The sequence below is a fragment of the Microcystis sp. M079S1 genome, from assembly GCF_020246425.1.
In the GTDB taxonomy this organism is placed as follows: Bacteria; Cyanobacteriota; Cyanobacteriia; order Cyanobacteriales; family Microcystaceae; genus Microcystis; species Microcystis aeruginosa.
Genome location: NZ_JADBSZ010000262.1, coordinates 1 through 19241, shown reverse-complemented (window position 1 = coordinate 19241; position 19241 = coordinate 1). Strand labels below are relative to the sequence as shown.

At 43.9% G+C, this 19241-nt stretch carries 18 protein-coding genes and 2 pseudogenes; 8 read left to right on the top strand and 12 right to left on the bottom strand.

Features of this window, described 5'->3' with window-relative positions; genetic code table 11:
* Positions 1–58: 58 nt before the first annotated feature.
* Complete coding sequence (locus IM456_RS17275; RefSeq protein WP_287692126.1) at positions 59–349, bottom strand: DUF4347 domain-containing protein; 291 nt, start codon at positions 347–349, stop codon at positions 59–61.
* Between the two features lie 209 nt (positions 350–558).
* On the opposite strand from IM456_RS17275, the gene IM456_RS17270 reads away from it, so the two are divergent.
* Positions 559–1449, top strand: a complete 891-nt coding sequence (locus IM456_RS17270) for an alpha/beta fold hydrolase (RefSeq protein WP_149985621.1) — start codon at positions 559–561, stop codon at positions 1447–1449.
* A 227-nt stretch (positions 1450–1676) separates the two neighbouring features.
* Here the strand turns inward: IM456_RS17270 and IM456_RS17265 are convergent, their stop codons facing one another.
* Positions 1677–2507 (bottom strand): hypothetical protein, encoded by an 831-nt coding sequence (locus IM456_RS17265; protein ID WP_149985622.1) that lies wholly within the window; start codon positions 2505–2507, stop codon positions 1677–1679.
* A 252-nt stretch (positions 2508–2759) separates the two neighbouring features.
* On the opposite strand from IM456_RS17265, the gene IM456_RS17260 reads away from it, so the two are divergent.
* Entirely contained in the window at positions 2760–2996 is a 237-nt protein-coding gene (locus IM456_RS17260; protein WP_149985623.1) for a ferredoxin-thioredoxin reductase variable chain, read from the top strand.
* Positions 2997–3012: 16 nt separating this feature from the next.
* Here IM456_RS17260 and tyrS read toward each other — a convergent pair whose 3' ends face one another.
* Positions 3013–4230, bottom strand: a complete 1218-nt coding sequence (tyrS, locus tag IM456_RS17255; protein ID WP_149985624.1) for a tyrosine--tRNA ligase — start codon at positions 4228–4230, stop codon at positions 3013–3015.
* Between the two features lie 197 nt (positions 4231–4427).
* Here tyrS and IM456_RS17250 point away from each other — a divergent pair, with 197 nt between their 5' ends.
* From IM456_RS17250 to IM456_RS17240, 3 genes are all read left to right on the top strand, one after another.
* Positions 4428–6113 carry a glycosyltransferase gene (locus IM456_RS17250; RefSeq protein ID WP_149985625.1) on the top strand — a complete coding sequence of 562 codons (1686 nt, stop codon included), beginning with the start codon at positions 4428–4430 and terminating at the stop codon, positions 6111–6113.
* Positions 6114–6208: 95 nt separating this feature from the next.
* A complete protein-coding gene (locus IM456_RS17245; RefSeq protein ID WP_149985626.1) occupies positions 6209–6433 on the top strand; it encodes a ferredoxin family protein in 225 nt (74 codons plus the stop codon).
* Positions 6434–6562: 129 nt separating this feature from the next.
* Complete coding sequence (locus IM456_RS17240) at positions 6563–7300, top strand: ABC transporter ATP-binding protein (RefSeq protein ID WP_149985627.1); 738 nt, start codon at positions 6563–6565, stop codon at positions 7298–7300.
* A 144-nt stretch (positions 7301–7444) separates the two neighbouring features.
* Here IM456_RS17240 and IM456_RS23395 read toward each other — a convergent pair.
* Positions 7445–8304: pseudogene (locus tag IM456_RS23395) on the bottom strand (alanine racemase).
* 4 nt (positions 8305–8308) lie between these two features.
* A pseudogene (locus IM456_RS17225) lies at positions 8309–8815 on the bottom strand (DUF1611 domain-containing protein); the annotation flags it as partial.
* Positions 8816–8892: 77 nt separating this feature from the next.
* Between IM456_RS17225 and IM456_RS17220 the strand changes: the two are divergent.
* Positions 8893–9048: a hypothetical protein gene (locus IM456_RS17220; RefSeq protein WP_172970469.1), complete on the top strand. Its 156-nt coding sequence runs from the start codon at positions 8893–8895 to the stop codon at positions 9046–9048.
* A gap of 89 nt (positions 9049–9137) precedes the next feature.
* Here the strand turns inward: IM456_RS17220 and IM456_RS17215 are convergent, their stop codons facing one another.
* From IM456_RS17215 to IM456_RS17205, 3 genes are all read right to left on the bottom strand, one after another.
* Positions 9138–10343, bottom strand: a complete 1206-nt coding sequence (locus IM456_RS17215; protein ID WP_149985628.1) for an argininosuccinate synthase — start codon at positions 10341–10343, stop codon at positions 9138–9140.
* Positions 10344–10505: 162 nt separating this feature from the next.
* Entirely contained in the window at positions 10506–12497 is a 1992-nt protein-coding gene (locus IM456_RS17210; protein ID WP_287692122.1) for a DICT sensory domain-containing protein, read from the bottom strand.
* Between the two features lie 165 nt (positions 12498–12662).
* On the bottom strand, positions 12663–12797 hold the full coding sequence (locus IM456_RS17205) for a hypothetical protein (RefSeq protein WP_002736350.1): 135 nt from the start codon (positions 12795–12797) through the stop codon (positions 12663–12665).
* A gap of 82 nt (positions 12798–12879) precedes the next feature.
* On the opposite strand from IM456_RS17205, the gene IM456_RS17200 reads away from it, so the two are divergent.
* The gene (locus IM456_RS17200; RefSeq protein WP_149985629.1) at positions 12880–13818 is read left to right on the top strand and encodes an SGNH/GDSL hydrolase family protein; all 939 of its coding nucleotides are present in this window, start codon (positions 12880–12882) and stop codon (positions 13816–13818) included.
* Between the two features lie 121 nt (positions 13819–13939).
* Here the strand turns inward: IM456_RS17200 and IM456_RS17195 are convergent, their stop codons facing one another.
* Both IM456_RS17195 and IM456_RS17190 read right to left on the bottom strand, forming a co-directional pair.
* Positions 13940–15067, bottom strand: a complete 1128-nt coding sequence (locus IM456_RS17195) for a 5-(carboxyamino)imidazole ribonucleotide synthase (protein WP_287692121.1) — start codon at positions 15065–15067, stop codon at positions 13940–13942.
* The gene (locus IM456_RS17190; RefSeq protein WP_002760385.1) at positions 15064–15573 is read right to left on the bottom strand and encodes a pentapeptide repeat-containing protein; all 510 of its coding nucleotides are present in this window, start codon (positions 15571–15573) and stop codon (positions 15064–15066) included. Before IM456_RS17190 ends, IM456_RS17195 begins: the two co-directional genes overlap by 4 nt.
* A 270-nt stretch (positions 15574–15843) precedes the next feature.
* Between IM456_RS17190 and IM456_RS17185 the strand changes: the two genes are divergently transcribed.
* Entirely contained in the window at positions 15844–16707 is an 864-nt protein-coding gene (locus tag IM456_RS17185) for a branched-chain amino acid ABC transporter permease (protein ID WP_149985631.1), read from the top strand.
* A gap of 133 nt (positions 16708–16840) precedes the next feature.
* On the opposite strand, the gene IM456_RS17180 is transcribed toward IM456_RS17185, so the two are convergent.
* Positions 16841–17224, bottom strand: a complete 384-nt coding sequence (locus IM456_RS17180) for a DUF4346 domain-containing protein (RefSeq protein ID WP_002747361.1) — start codon at positions 17222–17224, stop codon at positions 16841–16843.
* A 433-nt stretch (positions 17225–17657) separates the two neighbouring features.
* Positions 17658–19052, bottom strand: a complete 1395-nt coding sequence (locus IM456_RS17175) for a DUF2252 domain-containing protein (protein ID WP_149985632.1) — start codon at positions 19050–19052, stop codon at positions 17658–17660.
* Between the last annotated feature and the right edge of the window lie 189 nt (positions 19053–19241).

Below are 19241 nucleotides of genomic sequence, written 5' to 3'. Positions count from 1 at the left end.
TCATTTGAGTTGTTTGCTTACTCGTAGGCTGTGAAGCGCGATAGCGTAATGCACCGATTTAATAATAGGGGTGAATGGTGCTAATCTGGGGATTTTGTGGTAAAAAAGCGGATATTTGTTCGATTCCGTCTTGATTGGGAGTGAGAATAACGGTGGCGACTTCTGGAATTACCCCAGCTTGGAGACTTTGATAATCGGTGACACCAGCATCGAGGAAAACTACGGTAGCGGTTAAACGCTGATTTCTCTCACTATCCACCTGATTAGCTTGACTCAAGCCATCAGATTGAGCGAAATTGAACAAAACATCGTCAACAGCAGCAAAAATCGACAAAAGGGTAGAAGTCATGGTGTTGGCAGCAAAGGATGACTGCGGCTATTCTATGCAAACAATCGCCAATTTTTCAAGACCCCTGTAACAGAAATTAATATTGCCAGAAAACGGGTTTCTCAAAGAAACCCGTTTTCTAAAAATGCTTCAAAATATTCGCTTAATGCTACTTAACCTGACAGTATATATTAAGAAAAGCAACAAATACTTTACAGATAAACAAAAATATGCAGCAAATTCTAGGATTAGAGACACAACCAAAAATCTGGTATTGGCGGGGATTCAAAATCACCTATCAGAGTGCGGGGGAGACGGGACCTGCGATCGTGCTTGTGCATGGATTTGGGGCATCTTGGGGACATTGGCGGAAAAATATCCCCGTTTTAGGCGAAAAATGTCGCTGTTTTGCCCTAGATTTAATTGGTTTTGGCGGTTCCGACAAACCCGAACCGAAAAACGAGATCGATTACACTTTCGAGACTTGGGGGGCGCAAATTGCCGATTTTTGTCGGGAAGTGGTGGGTGGTCCTGCTTTTTTGGCGGGTAATTCCATCGGTTGCGTCGCCATCATGCAGGCTGCCGTCGATCATCCCGATTTTGTCCTTGGGGTGGCGGCGATCAATTGTTCCCTCAGACTACTGCACGAAAGAAAACGGGGTAAATTACCCTGGTATCGTCGTTTAGGTGCGGATATTGCCCAAATAATTCTCAAAAACAAAGCAATTGGGGCTTTTTTCTTCCAACAGATCGCTAAACCCCAGACAGTGCGTAAAATTCTCCTGCAAGCTTATCGGCGCTCGGAAGCGGTAACGGAGGAATTAGTAGAAATAATCCTAAAACCCGCCAGAGATCAGGGAGCGATCGAGGTTTTCCTCGCTTTTACCGGTTATTCTGGCGGCCCACTACCAGAAGACCTGCTGCCGATTCTCCCCTGTCCAGCTATTCTGCTTTGGGGTAGCGAAGATCCCTGGGAACCCTTGGCCTTGGGCCAAGAATTAGCACGATTCCCGACCGTAAAACAGTTTATCCCCTTAGCCGGTTTAGGCCACTGTCCCCAGGATGAGGCCCCAGAAATAGTTAATCCGATTTTATTAGACTTCCTGCAAGCTCCTATCTAGGGTTTGCGGCAAAAAGTTTGTTGGTGGGGGTAGGGTGTAGGGTGTGGGGTGTGGGGTGTAGGGTTTTACCCATTTTCAGGCGGTCAATTACCTAATTTTCAGGGAAAAAGTCCCTGAATTTTCCCCCCAATCACTCCAATCGCTGGTACTTTTTGATTTCAAAAAAGTCTAAAAATATTATCCAACAAGGTTTTTAGATTTATTCAGCAAACCCTATCTAAGTTCCTCTAGTAACCAGAAGGCTGGGCATTAATGGGTTGTTGGATGGAGAAACCTCGGTTAGTGCTTTGAGGTGGGACTTGATTGGGGGTGCCATTATTGTTAGGTGGCATTCCCTGATTGGGATAACCAGTGACGTTAGGTTGACTGCTGTAGACGGGGGCCTGATATACGGGGGGTTGATAATAGTTGGATTGGTTGCTAGAGCCCGGGACGGGGTTAGGGTTGGCATCATTCCGGGAGGGTAGGGCCTGAACATTTTGTTGCTCAGGGGAATAATTTCCCTGGGGGTTGACTTGATTCGGGCTGCCCCCGGGGTTGGGATTAGGAAAATTATTCAAGTTATTAGTCCGCGAGCGATTTTCGATTTCCCTTTGTAAAGGATAATTGCTAGTGTCGCCACTAATCGGTCGCACTTGAATCGGTTGCAGACTTTTACTAGGCTTCGGTGCCTGATTTTGCTTAGGCTGCGGCATTAACGGGGTGAACAAAGAGGGTTTCTGGTTGTTATCGGGATTAGTATTTAAAGGATTAAAAGGCTGCGTCGAGGCCGGTTTATTCAGGCGAGCGGTATTATTATGGGCAGGAATGGCCGGCAATGGTACAGCAGTGGGGAGAGGAGTATCGGTAATCTGGTTAGCCCTGATTTCCCGCTCCTCCAAGGACATTCCTGGGGTATCTAATACCGAACCCAACCATTCAGGATTCTGTTGATATACCCACAAACCAATTAGAGCCAAGGAAAATATTCCTAACGGTAGCCAAAATAAAGGTTGGGCAAAGGGTTTTAATCCCGCCAGGAAATAGCGCATGGAAGAAGAATCTTTATAGTCACTCATACCGCTTAACCCTCTATAGGTTTTCCCCCATGCTATCAAATCATCAGTTTTTTTGCCCTCAGCCGTCAGCCTTGCACAACAGGTGACGCTTCTGTTGCTCCCAGTATTGCTGCTTACGAACAAAAGTATCGTCAAAGCTCAGGCTCTAGGTTTCAATCTTAAGAGTTTTCAGTTCCCCTTTCCCTGATACAGCGTACAATGATAAGATTGTTTTCAAAGATACAATAGGCGTTTGTCTTCGCTAGAGAGTTTATGAAAGTTGGCGATCGAGTTCGTGTAATTGAGTCCGTGGTGGTTTATCACCATCCTGAACACAAATCGAATCCTTTTGAAGTGAAAGGACTAGAGGGAGAGGTGAAAGGGATTGTCACTGAATGGCGTGGTAGACCGGTTAGCGCCAACCTACCCGTCCTCGTCGAGTTCAGTAAAAAGTTTAAAGCCCATTTTCGAGATTTTGAGTTAGAAATCGTGGAAAAAGCCGCCGAATAGGGACTTTTTCGCTTATTTAAGCTACGAAGCGAATAAATTTATTTTTGCCCACCTGTAGGACTTTTCCCGTTAAAGCTTCGGCTGTCTCAAAACTTTTGTCCACATCGGTGATTTTCTCACTATCGATTCTGACTGCACCCCCCTGAATCTGTCTTCTCCCTTCGCCGCTACTTTTACATAAGCCGGTGGCCGCAAGAAGATAGAATAATTTTAGGGGAAAAGTGACCGCTGCTAGGGAAAATTCGGGTACAGAAGCTGCTGCTGCTGTATTTCCCTGTAGAACTATCTCCTGCGCTGTTTTTTGTGCTTTTAATGCCTCCTCTTTCCCGTGAAACTGGGCAACTACCTCGATCGCCAGTTGTTTTTGCGCCTCTCGCGGATTGCTCGCCATAGCATCTAAGGGCAAATTTGTCAATAGTTCGTAATAATCTTTTAACAAAGCGTCGGGGGTTTTTTCCAGTTTCGAGTACATGGACAGGGCCGATTCCCGCAATCCCACATAATTATTCAGGGATTTGGACATTTTTTGACTGCCATCGGTTCCGATTAAAATCGGTAAAAGTAGCCCGAATTGCGGTGTTTTGCCGAAATATTTCTGTAAATCGCGACCGACGGCAATATTAAATTTTTGATCAGTTCCTCCCAATTCGACATCGGCCTCGACAGCTACGGAATCATAACCCTGCATTAAGGGATAAAGAAATTCATGGAGAAAAATCGGGTTTTCCTGGTCGTAGCGTTCGGAAAAGCCTTCTTTTGCCAACATTTGCCCGACAGTCATGGTGGAGAGAAGTTCGAGAATTTGCGATAGGTCTAATTTCCCCAACCATTCCGAGTTATAGCGAATTTCTAGGCGATTAGGGGTGTTAAAATCTAAAATTGGGCGTAATTGTGCCAGATAATTCTCGGCATTGGCTCTCACTTCTTCGCTCGTCAATTGTTTTCTAACTTCCGATTTTCCGGTCGGATCGCCGATTCTAGCGGTAAAATCGCCAATAATCACCACCGCTATATGACCGGCATCCTGGAAAGCACGCAGTTTCCGAAAAGGGATACTATGACCCAGGTGAATATCGCTGCCGGTGGGGTCAATACCTAGTTTAATTCTTAAAGGGCGATCGGTAGTTTGCAGTAGTTGGGTTAAATTTTCCCTAGGGTCTTGGGAGTCGGGTTGATGGGGGAATAGGTCACTGGTTCCACGGGTTAGCCAGTCTAGGGAGGAAGATACGGTCATTGTTGCTCATTTTCCACAGCCTTCCCATTATAGTTTTTTATTATGTCAAGTAACAAGCCAAAGGTAAATAAACTGGTATCTTCAATAAGAGTCGATAACATCTTGACAATTCTCCCGATCAAATATAGAGTCTTAAAATCTTCTTTTTCAAAATTATCAAAAAATTTCCCTGTCTTGAATTGCGATCAGATAAGCCGATGAATCCTAGTTTTAATAACTCTATACCAGTGCAGAGTATCAAAGTTTCTGTAATTGTTTCTACCTATAAATCAGCGGAGTTTATCCGGGGTTGTCTAGAGGATTTAGTTACTCAAACTCTTTACGAAAAGGGAGAAGTAGAACTTATTATTATCGATAGTGCTTCCCCGGAGAATGAAGGGGAGATTATCCAAGAGTTTCAAGAAAATTATCCTAATATTATTTACCAGAGAACTAGAGAACGAGAAACCCTCTACCGCGCTTGGAATCGTGCTATTAAACTAGCTAGGGGTTCCTATATCACCAATGGGAATACTGATGATCGTCGCTGTTTCAATGCTCTGGAAATTATGGCTAATTATCTAGATAACAATAGAGAGATTAGCTTGGTTTATGCCGATCAATTAATTACCACCCTCAAAAATGATACTTTTGCCACCACCCCAGCTTTAAAACATTGGAATTGGCCAAATTACTCCTATCAACAGATGCGTCAAGGTTGTTGTGTGGGTTCTCAACCAATGTGGCGAAAAATGCTGCACGATAAATATGGTTATTTTCAGGAAAATTTTCGCTGTGCTGGTGATTACGAATTTTGGTTAAGAATCGGTATTCAAGGGGAAAAAATGGCTTTAATTCCTGAGATTTTAGGGTTATATTATTTAAATCTCCAAGGCTTAGAACATGGCAGTAATGGTCAAGCATTACAGGAACATTATCAAGTGTGTAAAATCTATAAAATTCCCCACCCAGACATTAAGGATATAGAAATTAAACCCAATCCAGTTAAGATGGAAGATTTAGGCATAATTTTACAGGAAGATGAGCGAGAAAAATTACAAACAATTCAAGCTATCTCCCAGAAGAGATGCCCAATTATTGTTATTGATGGCGTGATTTTTCAAATCGATCAAGGAAAATTAGCCAGGGTTTGGTCTTTAATTCTAGAGCATTGGAGTCAATTAGAATTTAGTCAACACATTGTTATTTTAGATAGAAATAACACCGCACCAAGATGGGAAGAATTTAAATATTGGCCTGCGGAATCCTACGATTATAATTGTACGGGAAAGGATGCCAGAAAAATTCAAGCTATTTGCGATCGCCTACAGGCAAATTTATTTATTTCCACTTTTTATACCAGTCCCTTAAACACTCCTTCTCTACTTTTACTTGCTTATGAATTCCCAGAAGAAAAGGGCAATTTACCAGTAGATTTAGAAAAACACTATGCAATTTTATCCGCTTCTAGAATCATCGCTTTTTCCTCTAATATTGCCCAAGATTTAAGAAAGTTATACCCCACAATTTCCAGCGAAAAAATTGATATTATCGAGTTTTTTCAAGTTAATCAAAAAATAGCGGAAGAAATCACTGATTTTCTCTGGTATGCGCTCAGTGAAACTAAGGAATCAAGTCAGAATCAAGTCTGGTTAGAGTTAAGAAAATTACAGGAAGCACAACAGACAATGTATCTGAAACAACAGCAAGATGATCATACTATGCAAGGGATGGGAATATCCCTAAAAGAATTAGATAATAATCATAACTATCTCCAGAAAAATAATCAGGAATTACGGGGAGAAATTAACTATTTGTCCTCCCGTAAGGGAATAGTAAAAACCCTAGCGAAAACTTCTATTTTACTTCTTGCTAAGATCAAGAAAAAACTCCCAATATTTTAGGGAATTAAGAGAAAGTTTCCTAACAAGGATCCGATCTTGGCACGGCAGTGCCTAAAAGTGGTAAAGTAATGTTAAGAATTAGAGGAGAAAACACTGTGCCACATTCGATCGTCACTGGAACTTGTGAAGGGGTTGCCGATTGCGTTTCCACTTGTCCTGTTGCTTGCATCCATCCCGGACCAGGTAAAAATGTTAAGGGAACCGATTGGTATTGGATTGATTTTGCCACTTGTATCGACTGTGGTATCTGTCTACAAGTATGTCCCGTCGAAGGTGCAATCCTGCCACAAGAACGTCCCGATTTACAAAAAACTCCCTAATTTATCAGTGATCAGTTATCAGTTATCAGATGTAAGTTTTCAGTTCACTGATTACTGTTCACTGAAAATGCTTCCCACTTCCCAATTTATAATTCATATTACTGTCTGCTATCTCCTTTTTACCTTACCATGGATTATCTTTTAGAAGTTGAACAAGTTTATGCTGGTTATGTGCAGGATTTATACATATTGCAAGGGGTTAACTTTCGCATTGCACCGGGGGAATTAGTCACGGTTATCGGTCCCAATGGTGCGGGAAAATCTACCCTCGCTAAGACGATTTTTGGTTTATTAAAACCCAGTGCTGGAACTATCACTTTTAAGGGACAAAATATCGCCGGTTGGAAATCTAATCAAATCGTTCCCCTCGGAATGGGTTATGTTCCCCAAATTGCTAATGTTTTTCCATCCCTGAGCATTGAAGAAAACCTTGAAATGGGAGCTTTTACGAGCAAAGGAAATATAAAATCTTTAAAAGAGCGTATTTATGCCATGTTTCCCCGTTTGCTCGAGCGCCGTCGTCAGAAAGCTGGCACTTTATCCGGAGGAGAAAGACAGATGTTAGCCATGGGACGAGCGCTGATGTTGCAACCGGATTTATTAATTCTCGATGAACCTTCGGCAGCTTTATCTCCTATCTTAGTAACCAGCGTTTTTGAACAGATAAAAGCGATTAATCAGACGGGAACTGCAATTATTTTAGTGGAACAGAATGCCAAAAAAGCCCTAATGATGTCCGATCGAGGTTATGTTTTAGAAAGTGGTCAAGATCGTTTTCAGGGATCGGGTCAAGATTTACTCAATAACCCGAAAGTAGGGGAATTATACCTCGGAGCGGCTTATCATGGTGCCAAACGAGATGATTAGGAATTTGTTAAGGATTGAGGGGGATTTTGATTTCTTCCCAGAATTTAGCGATAGGATAGTAATTGAGTACAAATCTCTACGGCGCTGATGTCAGGGTGATAAACCAGCAACCCCTAAATATATCTGTTGATATTTATTAATCGCTCAAGACATTTGTGCTACTGCATTGAGAGCATAACTTTTAGTAATAAAAGGAGAAGTCATGGCTGTTAAAAGTCCTCCGTAATCAAGATTAAAACTGACTTCGCTTCCTACTTTTAACCTCTTGTTATGACTATCAATAACTAGATGATCGCTACTAGAACCTAATATTTTTATCTCCTGACTTGTTTGTAATCCAGAGATAAGAATATCCTGTCTTCCTAATGCAATAATAACTCGACGGTGAATGCCTTGATCGATCAAGCTGGGAACATTACCAAAAGCATCTCGACCAATTTCTCCAGAGGGTAGAGATGGTTTATCTTTGGATTCGATTACTTCAGCAATTAACCGAAAAGCATCGGTATATAACAAGCCAAATTACAACCCAGTCCAACAATTTTGATAAAGGGAAAAGCGAGGTTTTTTTTGATGAACTTGACGAGAGCTTTCGGCAGTACACCTTCGCCTAAATCCCCTAACTCCGTCATGATAATAATGCGGTGTATTTTTTGCTTTTCTTGAGCATAATAGGAAAGTTCCTGAATTGTTGCTAATTCGGTATTTAAGCTGATATCTGCAATGTTAACCACTGATTCTGCTTGACTGAAGGCAGTACGCAACAGAACAAAAGTTGTCACTATTCCTGCTTGTTTCATTTTGAGAATATTTTCGATTCGAGAGTCAGCGATAAAGTTGACTCCACCTTGAATCATCGCCAAGGCGATCGAGGGATAACCCAAAATCGCTTTGGAAACTCCCATCACAGAAAGTCCCTTGCTGCCGTATAATTGGCAGAGTAAACGATCATGATGGCGTATTTTCGGGAGAGAAATCTCGATTCTGGGTAAAAGGTCTTTCATCAGCCTATTTGCTCCCAATTGCGGGAATTGCGGCTAAAATTTCCCCTTTGATTTTCCGGTTTAATTTCGGAAAGCGATCGCATAAAGCTTGGACTAATTTCTCACATCCGTGTAACAAAACATCAGTAGTCGGTAACTGAAAATCTCGCTCATATTTGGTAATAATACGCTCAGTGGCTGCTGCGGTGAGATTTTCGTGATTAATCGCAATAGCGATAACTTTAGTGGGAGAAATTGCCTCAATTAGTGAAATTTATTCCTGTAATTTTGGCATGGCTAAATGAGGAAAATCACAGCGAAATTTTCGGGCTGGGGGATGTTGTAAAATAATCCCATCGGGCATACTTCCTTTCAAAATTCCCACGGAACTCATAAAAGCAGGATGACTCAGAGAACTTTGTCCTTCCACTAAAATAATATCGGGTTTTTCTTGCTCAAAAGCTTGAACCACAGCATTTTCAATTTCACCGATGACAAATTGAGAAACCAAAGCATCGATCGAAACCCCATATCATTGTAGGGGCGAATTGCATTCGCCCTCTTTGAATAACTTCTGCTGCTCACCATAAGTGAGAGAAAGTCACAAATATGAGATGCACCCGAGGGATTTTTACTCAAGATAGCAATTTTTTAATAGAAGCTAGTCGTCGTCAAACAGAAGTAATTGAATTTATAGGAATTGGGGACTGTATTAGAGATTTAGAATTAATTGCTAAACTGGGAAAAAGTGAAGACTTAATTTAAATTATCCCCCCTTCCCCCCTGATTAAGGGGGGTGCCGATAGGCAGGGGGATATGAATTAACACCCACTTACTTAGGGGAGGATTGTTGATTACTTCCCTCTAGTTTTTTCAGCCCAAACTTTGCTGGGTAATCCCCAAACATAGATGAAACCTTCGGCAGCTTTATGATCAAATTGATCCTCGGCCCCGTAGGTAGCTAAATCGGGAGAATAGATAGAATTGACTGACTGACGACCGACCACTTTAGCGTTACCTTTAAACAGTTTCACTCGCACCGATCCCGTTACCTGTTCTTGGGTTTTGATGATAAAAGCATCGATCGCTTCCTTTAAGGGACTATACCACAATCCTTTATAAATTAACTGTCCGTAGGTATCTTCAATTCCCCGTTTATATTGGGTAACATCTCCAGTTAAAGTCAAACTTTCTAAGTCCCGGTGAGCATCAATTAAAACTAATAAAGCCGGGGCCTCGTAAATTTCTCGGGATTTAATTCCCACTACCCGGTTTTCGATCATATCTAACCGACCAACACCGTGTTTACCCACTAGGTCATTTAATTGACTAATGAGCGTGACGGGAGCGAGATTTTCTCCGTTTAAACTGACGGGAATCCCCTGATTAAAACCAATATCGACGTATTCCGGCTCGTTGGGAGTATCGGCGATCGCTTTGGTCATGAGATAGATTTCTTCCGGGGGTTCCGTCATCGGATCTTCCAAAGGACCGGCTTCAATACTGCGCCCCAACAGGTTACGATCGATACTAAAGGGTGAGGATTTTTTCACGGGAGACTCGATCCCGAATTTTTCCCCGTAGGCGATGGTTTCTTCCCGGCTCATGCCCCATTCCCTGGCGGGAGCGAGAACTTTTAAACTAGGATTGAGGGCCATAATGCCCACATCAAAACGCACCTGATCGTTACCTTTGCCGGTGCAGCCGTGAGAGACGGCATCGGCCCCGTATTTCTCGGCGGCCTCTACTAATAATTTAGCGATTAAAGGACGAGCCAGGGCGGTAGAAAGGGGATAACGATTTTCGTACAGGGCATTAGCTTGAATTGAGGGAAAAGCGTATTCTTTGACGAATTCTTCCTGGGCATTGACGACTAAGGATTCGATCGCTCCGCAGCGCAGAGCCTTTTCTTGAATTGGTCCCAATTCGTCTCCCTGTCCTAAATCGGCGGCTAGGGTAATCACTTCTTCTACTCCCCATTCCTGTTTGAGATAGGGAATACAGACGGAAGTATCGACTCCTCCGGAATAAGCTAAAACCACTCTCTTGGCGCGTCCCATAATTTTTTCACCTAAAAACGACTAATTGATTACTCTTTTAATTTTATTATATATCCTGGGGATTTGATGCTTCTTTTTTAATGCTTTTTTGTTTAGTTTTTGATGAAGAAAAGGAATAGGAAGTCACGAGCAAAGAGCAAAAACTAAACGGGCAACCGGCCGCTATTTACGTTTACTGGCAGGACGACGGGAGGATTTTTTCGGAGCGGTATTTTGGGGATTATCGTTAGTTTTATCTTTAAATATTGGAATAGTAAAATGAAACTGACTGCCGTTATTTTTGCCCTGGGATTCTGCCCAAATTTCGCCGCCCCAACCATTAACGATCTGACGACAGATAGCCAGTCCTAAACCGGTTCCCCCGGCACTGCGTCGCAGGGCCCCCTCCTCTTGGTAAAAGCGATCAAAAACCTGTTCTAAACGATTGGGTTCGATCCCGCGTCCAGTGTCAGAAATGGTTACTTCTAGAGTTTTTGGCTTTCCCGAAGCGACTTCGATCGAGACATTTCCCTCGCGACCGGTAAACTTACAGGCATTATCGAGAAGTTTGGAGAGTAATTCCACTAACCACTCGCCATCGGCTAAAACAAAGGGCAGATTAGGGGGGACAAGATTGCTAATTTTTGGATTTTCGTTGTCGAGATTGCGGGAGTGAACGTGACTGATGGCTAATTCCACACATTCCGATAAGGATAAAGCTTCGGGATTCCAATTAACCCGGCCACTTTCTAACCTGGAAAGAGTTAAAAAATCTTGGATTAATTTACGCATTCGTTCCGCATCTTTCAGGGCAGTATCAAGCATAATTTGGCGCATTTCTGCCGGCATATCCGGTTCCGAGGCCAAACTTTCTAGACAGACTTGAATGGTGGAGAGGGGGGTGCGTAATTCGTGGCCGGTTATGGCGACTAAATTAGAACGAGTGCGATCGAGAGCGGCTAATTGTTCATTTAAATCCTGTAAATTAGCGTAGGCTTCTGCTTGAATGAGGGCGACTCCGATTTGAGTGGCCACCGCGTCCACAAGGGCGACATCCTCGCTTTTCCAAGTGGTGGTATAGGGTCCACAGTGATGCAGTTCCAACATTCCCAAGAGACGACTTTGGTAAAAAATCGGTACTAATAACCAGGAATAGATGGAACATTCCCGCACGAGATTTTGAATGGAATCGCCGGGGAGACGGGGATCGTGAATAGCGTCTTCAATTTTCAGGGATTCTCTCAATTCCAACACTTCCTGAAAAAGAGGATTATTTTTCAGTGGCCATTTTTGTCCTTTGATGGAACTAATGCCGGAGTTTAAAAATTCGTGTTCGATGGTGGCGTTAATGTCGGCTTCCTTACAACGATAGACCACGCAGCGACAGACTCCCAATCCCTGCCCCAATTTCTGCACTGCCACCTGGAGGATAGCTTCCGGATCGAGGGAACGACGGATCGCCGCTGTCACCGAGTTGATCAGTCTTTCCTTGTGTTCTTTCGATGCCAAGGAACGATTGGCTTTCAGCAGTTTATACTGTCCCGCTTGCAAATAAGTGACCAATCGCTGGACAAAGGGATCTGGTTCCTCTTGATGATCCCTGTCCGTCAGTTCACAGATCAGGTATTCTTCTTGAGCGCGCCTAATTTTCTCCGCCAGTTCGGGACGATAATCGAGAATATGATTTAAAAGAATTTGGGCGGCCTGTTGACTCACATGGCGATCACTTGTCCAAATCCCCTCAAAACGGCGATTATTATCCATAGCTGCCCCATTTTCCCCTTCGGCTACCAGATGGGTTCGTTCCCGACAGATCAAACAACTAGCATAATGGTGACCGATAACCACTAGATGCCATTCTTGGGCTAAACTGTCCTCCGGTTGAAAAGCGATCGTCTCGTAAATGTCGGAACTATGCTTAAAATCGGTTTCTGGGGCCGACAAAACATAAACTTGCCCGCTTTTGTGGGCAATGCGTCGATAGCGATGGGCCTCTTGACGATAAAAGCGCTCACGCTGAAAACTGGCAATCACTAACGGTTGATCGTCTTCCGCTAAAACCTGATCCTCCATGGCGTGGGATAGCGCGGTCAGGGATGCTTTGAAGTACATTTGCGATCGCCATTGGGGGAGTAACTGCAACAGTTCTGTTAAAACAGAAGTTGATCTGCTCATCGATAATCTGTCTCGAGTCGGGTGTGACTAGCAAGCGCGATAGAGGGAACTAGCAATTTCTCCCTTGACCCTATCCTACAGGCTCAAGGGGACAAGAGGTGAGATCGTGATGGCAAGAAATTTAAACCGAGTGATGCCAAAAGTGAGCGAAATTATTCTAGCTAACTAGATGTAGGCGACTTTCATTGCCCAAAGGATCAGAGCAATAATACTACCGATAACGATAATGGACGATATCGCCACTACTGCCGGTTTATCGGCCCCCTCGAATTTCATGATGCCACGATTTAAGTCTGACATTGCCCTTAACTCCTTTTCATGAGATGGATGTAGAAAGTATGAGACACTTTAGGATCATAAATTAGCGAACTCTCATCTATCCGTGTTATTAGAAATTGGTATCATTCGGCTGTCTTTAATCATTCTAGGCGTTCTTTTCGCCCTTGCCCTTTTCCTTGAGGCTATTTTAAGAATTGTCTTCGGGTTCGGTAATCCGCTTATTTACAAAGCTGATGCCGAAATTGGCTATCTTTTGGCTCCTAATCAACAAACTCGCCGGTTTTCCAATTTTATCGCCGTTAATCAGTATTCGATGCGGAGCGAGCCGATTACACCCCAACGGCCTCCGGAGACGACGAGAATACTGTTAATCGGTGATTCGATCGCTAATGGCTCCTGGTGGACAGATCAAAAAGAGACCATTGCTGCTTTAATCGCCAAAAATTTAGGCCAGAATCTGACGGGTTCAGTGCAGGTTCTCAATGCTTCGGCTAATTCTTGGGGACCGCGCAATCAATCGGCCTATCTGCGACGTTTCGGCACCTTTGAATCCCAGGTGATCGTGTTATTAATGAACACCGATGATCTGTTCGCTTTAGCTCCTAGTTCGGCGGTGGTGGGACGAGAAATTAATTATCCCGCTCGCCGGCCGGCTTTAGCTTTAATCGAGTTGTACGATCGATATTTTAAGCGTTATCCTCCCCTGCCACCGGTGCGAGAAGGGGGCGATCGAGTGGGCAATAATTTAACCGCTCTTGCCCAAATTCAAGCCCTTGCTCAGGCTAATCAAGCCCGTTTAATTATCGCTATTACTCCCCTCATTCGCGAAGCTCAAAAACAGGGGCGAGATTATGAATTAAAAGCCCGTCAAAGACTAGCGGATTTCACCAGCAACCAGCAGATTTTTTATCTAGATTTTCTGCCCATTTTTCAGGCACATCCTACTCCTGATTCCCTCTATATCGATAATATTCATCTTAGTCGAGACGGTAACGAGTTAATTAGTCAAAAACTGACCGAGGCAATCAAAAATGTCTTTTAATTAGGATTTACTGAATCAGTTATCAGTTATCAGTTATCAGTTATCAGTTCACTGTTTACTGTTTACTGAAAATACTCCCCACTCCCCAATTCATAATTCATAATTCATAATTCATAATTCCCTAACAACCATACCAAAGCTTTTCTATCTGCTTTGCTAGGTCCAATAACTCAGAGCGATCGCTTGTATCCCTTAAGAGGGTGACATGGCCTAATTTTCGACCGGGACGGGATTTTTTACCGTACCAAAAAACGTGAGCGCCAGGAATTGCCGCTAAAACTGCTCTTTTTTCGCGATAATCGCCGTCACTATCCTCAAAACCCAATAAATTAACCATGACTGCCCCGGCAGATTTTAAATCCGTGGCTCCAAGGGGCAAATTAGCCACTGCTTGCAGTTGTAGGGCAAATTGGGAGGTAAGACAGGCAGAGAGGCTGTAATGACCCGAATTATGGGTACGGGGAGCGATTTCATTAATCAATACCTCTCCCTGAGAAGTGACAAATAATTCCATCCCGAAAACACCCACCGCCGACAAACTACTTAACAGATGATGGGCGATATGTTCGGTTTGAGCCTGTAATGATTGGTTAAGAGCGGCGGGAGCAATCACCCAGTGACAGACTTGCTCCTCTTGATGGGTTTCCACCACGGGATAGGTGACGATTTCCCCGGTTAATCCCCTAGCGGCAACGATGGCTAATTCGCGCTCGTAGGGAATATAAGCTTCTAACATCAAGTCAAGACGCTCTAATTGCGGCTTTTTGGCGTTTAATTCTTCAGGAGTGCGGATAATAAAGGTTCCTTGACCATCATAACCCTGTCGTCGCGCTTTCAGCACTAGCGGAAAAGGATAATTTTCTAGTGGGGATAAATTATCTATCGCCCAAAAATCAGGCACAGGCAACCCTAGGGAGCGTAAATAACATCTTTGCTCGTATTTATCCAATAGGGGGCGCAGATTTGCCAAACTAGGATAGAATTTCACTCCTGTGGCCGCTAATTCTTCTAGGGCATCTAAATTAACAAACTCATTTTCAAAAGTGATCAGATCACAATGTTGAGCTAGTTTTTTTGTGCCTTCCACGTCAGCTATTTCCGCGAAGACAACCCCGTCAGCTAAAGCAACGGCGGGATCGTCGGGGTGTGGTGTTTGTACAATTAGAGAAATGCCTAATTTCTTGGCTTCCTGTGCCATCATCCAAGCTAATTGTCCACCACCAATAACACCAACCCTTCTTTGCATCATTGATCACATCCTAAAGATTCCGGGGTAGAGACGCCGGTTTTTGAGTTGACACCCTCGGCTCTTTCACAGAGATTTTTGATTTGTTGAGCGTCAAGCACGGCAAAACTAAAATCAGCACCGTTGATGTTTACTCCCTCGAAAATGGTACGCAGCATGATCGCTTCGGCAAAAATGGCATCGCTTAAATCAGAATTTTTAAAGGTACTCAGATAGGCTAATCCATTGGTTAAGTCCGCTCCATGAAAGTTGCCTTCGATGATAGAGGCTCCGTTAAACACTGCTCCGCGCAAATCGGCAGAGCTAAAGTTAGAATCTTGCAGATTAACGTTAGTAAATTGGGCAGATTGCAAATTTTGTCCCGAAAAATCCTTTCCTGTCAGATTCTGGTTTTCATAACTGGCATTGGCTCCTGTGACAGCAGCAGAACTGGCAGCTAAGGCATTGACAGGAGATAGGATAAATAGTAAGGCAAAAAAAGCGATCGCTAGTCGAAAGATAGTCTTCATTGGCGGAAAATTCCATCAGTGGGCATTCTTGATTTTATAGCAGTAAGTCATCAGCCGTCAGCTTTTCACCGGCCGCGAGAAATTGCTGGCACACAAACCTTTATAATGGCTGTCTAGGCTTATACTGCCATGCAATTTGGTCTAAACAAAAATATTTAAGCTACAGTCCCTCAGCTTTCAGTTAAATAAAGTAAAAGACAAAAGTTAATTAATTTTCTCTCTCCTGACTTCTATTTCTAAGGACAATTTCTGATTTATACAAGAGGTTTGATGGATACACCGCAACTTTTATTCAATGGTTTAGCCGTCGGCAGTATTATTGCTCTGGCTGCTGTCGGGTTAACCCTTACCTGTGGCATTTTGCGTCTGTCTAATTTTGCCCACGGCGATTTTATGACTTTGGGTGCTTACATAACTTGGGTGGTAAATGCTCAAGGGATTAATCTCTGGTTAGCGATGCTGGTGGGGGCAGCAGTGACAGCTATTGCCATGCTCATTGCCGAGAGATTATTATGGAAACCTATGCGCGATCGACGGGCTGATTCTACCACTTTAATTATTATTTCGATCGGTTTGGCTTTATTTCTTCGCAATGGTATTTTAATGATCTGGGGCGGTAGTAATCAACGCTACGATCTGCCTGTGATGACCGCTACAGAAATTTTTGGGATTAAAGTAGCTTTAGATCGCTTGTTAGTTATTGGTTTGGCAATTATAGTTATTATTGCCCTCCATTTGTTATTGCAAAAAACTAAGATCGGTAAGGCGATGCGCGCCGTAGCTGACAGCACCGATTTAGCTAGAGTAACCGGAATTAACGTCGAATGGGTTGTCTTCTGGACATGGATAATTACGGGAGTTTTAACTGCTTTAGCCGGAGCGATGTTCGGGTTAATTACTGGGGGAGTGCGTCCCAATATGGGCTGGTTTTTAATCTTACCAATGTTTGCGTCCGTGATTTTAGGTGGTATTGGTAATCCCTACGGAGCGATTGCTGGGGCTTTAATTATTGGTGTTGCCCAAGAAATTAGTGTTCCCTTAATTGGTTCTGATTATAAATTAGCCGTGGCTTTATTAATTATGATCCTGCTGTTATTATTCCGTCCCCAAGGTTTATTTAAAGGCACGGTTTAACAGTTATCAGTTATCAGTTATCAGTTATCAGTTATCAGTTATCAGTTATCAGATGTAAGTTTTAAGTTATTTATTTATTTATCTTCATCTTTATCCCTGTTTACTGTTTACTGATTACTGAAAAGCCCAATCTTTAATCCTGAATATATTCTTCCCCGGTGATTAAAGCGTATTCAGCGCGGGTGAATTCTCGACCTAAATAAGCAGCATGATCGAACATAGTAATCGGACAAGGTTGGGTTTCTTCAATCACTTTGACGGCTAATTCTTTGGCAGTTCTGGCAGTGTAAATAGTCTCAGGATTGCGATCAAGTTTTTGCCTAACACCGATAACTTTTCCCGTTTCTGGATCGACGGCTAAACCTTTTTCGTTGATAATATTGCTGTAATGTTTGGCACAGATTAACCCTGCTTCTCGGTCGAGATAAATAATAAAATATCCTGCGGGATCGAGAGCGATCGGGCGTTTGGAAAGTTGATGATCAATAGCTGTGATTTGGGATTTTAATTCGCTCATTTTCTTGACAAAATCACTTAAATATGTAGATGAAAGCAAGAGCAAATTATATCACATACCATCATCCTTTTTCTAGAGCATTTTGTAGATATAAGCCTTATTTTCTGTTAACAAATCTGACCTACTGAGCAATAATACTAAATCCTGTTTAAAAAGTATAGGAGAGTGGGGAGGGCCGGAGCAGGGAGAAACAATCCATAACCTGAGAGTTAATCGGACTATTAATACTAAATCCGTTGAGTATAGGCTACTTATTAGGACAGGCAAAGGGCAAGAGGCAAGGGGCAAAAGGGGGAATAACTAATCAGTCTTTAATAACCGGATTTAGTATAAAAACGGATTTGGTATCATACCAGCTGCCATGTGGGGGCGCAAAGCTCGCGCCCCTAATCTAAGGTCGAAAAATAACAGACTGATAGCTGAGAGCTTAACCCTATAAATTTTCTTCCACCAAAGCCTCGACCCGTCCTGTTTTAACCGCTTCCACCAAAGCGGCGTGATCTCGTTCTGTCTGCTCGGCATAAGCGATCGCAAATTCGCCCAGGGCGAGATCGAACTGATCTCCTTTCCCCAAATAACCGCTAATAGTGGCCGCGTCTCCAGATTTGGCGTGGGCGCGGGCTAAGGTCCAGCCACAGAACTCGGCGTAGCGTTGCAGTTGGGCGGCCGACACTCCCTCAATGGGTAGGGAAAACTTCATATCCCGCAGTTGCCGTAAATAGAAGTTATTGCCCCGTCTTCCCTGGGTCCAGCCTAAAAATATGTCGCTAGAGGATTGCATCAATCTCTGGCCTGTAACCACCCGTTGTCCCTGATTTTCGTACTGGCTCTTGGCGGTATAGGGTTCAAGAACCGAAGGGCAAGCCTCCTTAACTTGTAGGATGAGGGGATGGTTATCTTCCGAGAAAAATAGGGCGATATAACATCTGGTGCCGACACTGCCAATGCCTACCACTTTCAGGGCAAAGTCCTCTAACCGGTAGCGATCAAACAGGACCCGGCGTTCCTCCGGCAGGGATTGGCGATAGTCTTCCAGACCCTCACGCACGAGAGTCTCCCAATCCGGTTCGTTGACATGGTAGAGAATGGGCGGCTGATCGACAAAGCGATTGCGTCCCGCGGTTTGGGTGACGATCTTGGGGTAGAGATGTTCGATGATGCGCTCGCGGGCTTTTGTCATCATCTGTTCCCGTATCTTCCGCGTCTTTTCGTCGGGGGCCATCTCGAGCACCTGTTCCACTCCTATGCGCGTGTACCATACCTCTAACGGACTGAGGCGAGAATATTCCCGCAGGTGTTCCCGATAGGAACGAGCGCAATTGATCGCCGCCGCCTTCGATTCTCGATCGGATAGATCGCTATCCCTGCCGGCGATGACAAAGCTGACCACTAGACGCTTGAGATCCCATTCCCAAGGTGCGGGTAGGGTTTCGTCGAAATCGTTAATATCGAAGACTAAATTGCGTTCGGGGGTGGCAAAAAATCCGAAGTTCAAGAGGTGGCAATCCCCGCAGGCCTGCACGATAATGTCGGTTTTGGGAGTGGTGGCCAGATCGTAGGCCATCAAAGCAGCGGAACCGCGCAGGAAGGTAAAGGGACTCCGCAACATCCGTCCGTAGCGGATAGGAATCAATTCCTGTAATCGCCCTCGATTTGATGCTTCGATGATCTCGATCGGCTCTCGACCAGCTGCGGGGGGTTGCCAGATAGCGTGGCGAGAACGCGGCAATCGCTCCCGGAGGGATTTACCGATCTGGATGCGTTCCTCCCGTGAACGGAATCGAGCTTGAGAGGGTGACCGGATCGGGGTTTCTATTTGGTGGTTCATAGCGACTTTTTCCCCTGAATGAGATTACATCCCTTGCTGTTAGATGACTAATTGACATCCTCGCCGCCCTAAAAGTGCGGCGATTCCTAAACCTCACGATTTAAGTTTCTGCTTCCACCACCGTCGCATACCACAGTTAAAAAACCATGTACTGTCTTACACAGAGTCCACAGACTTTCGCCCCATTTC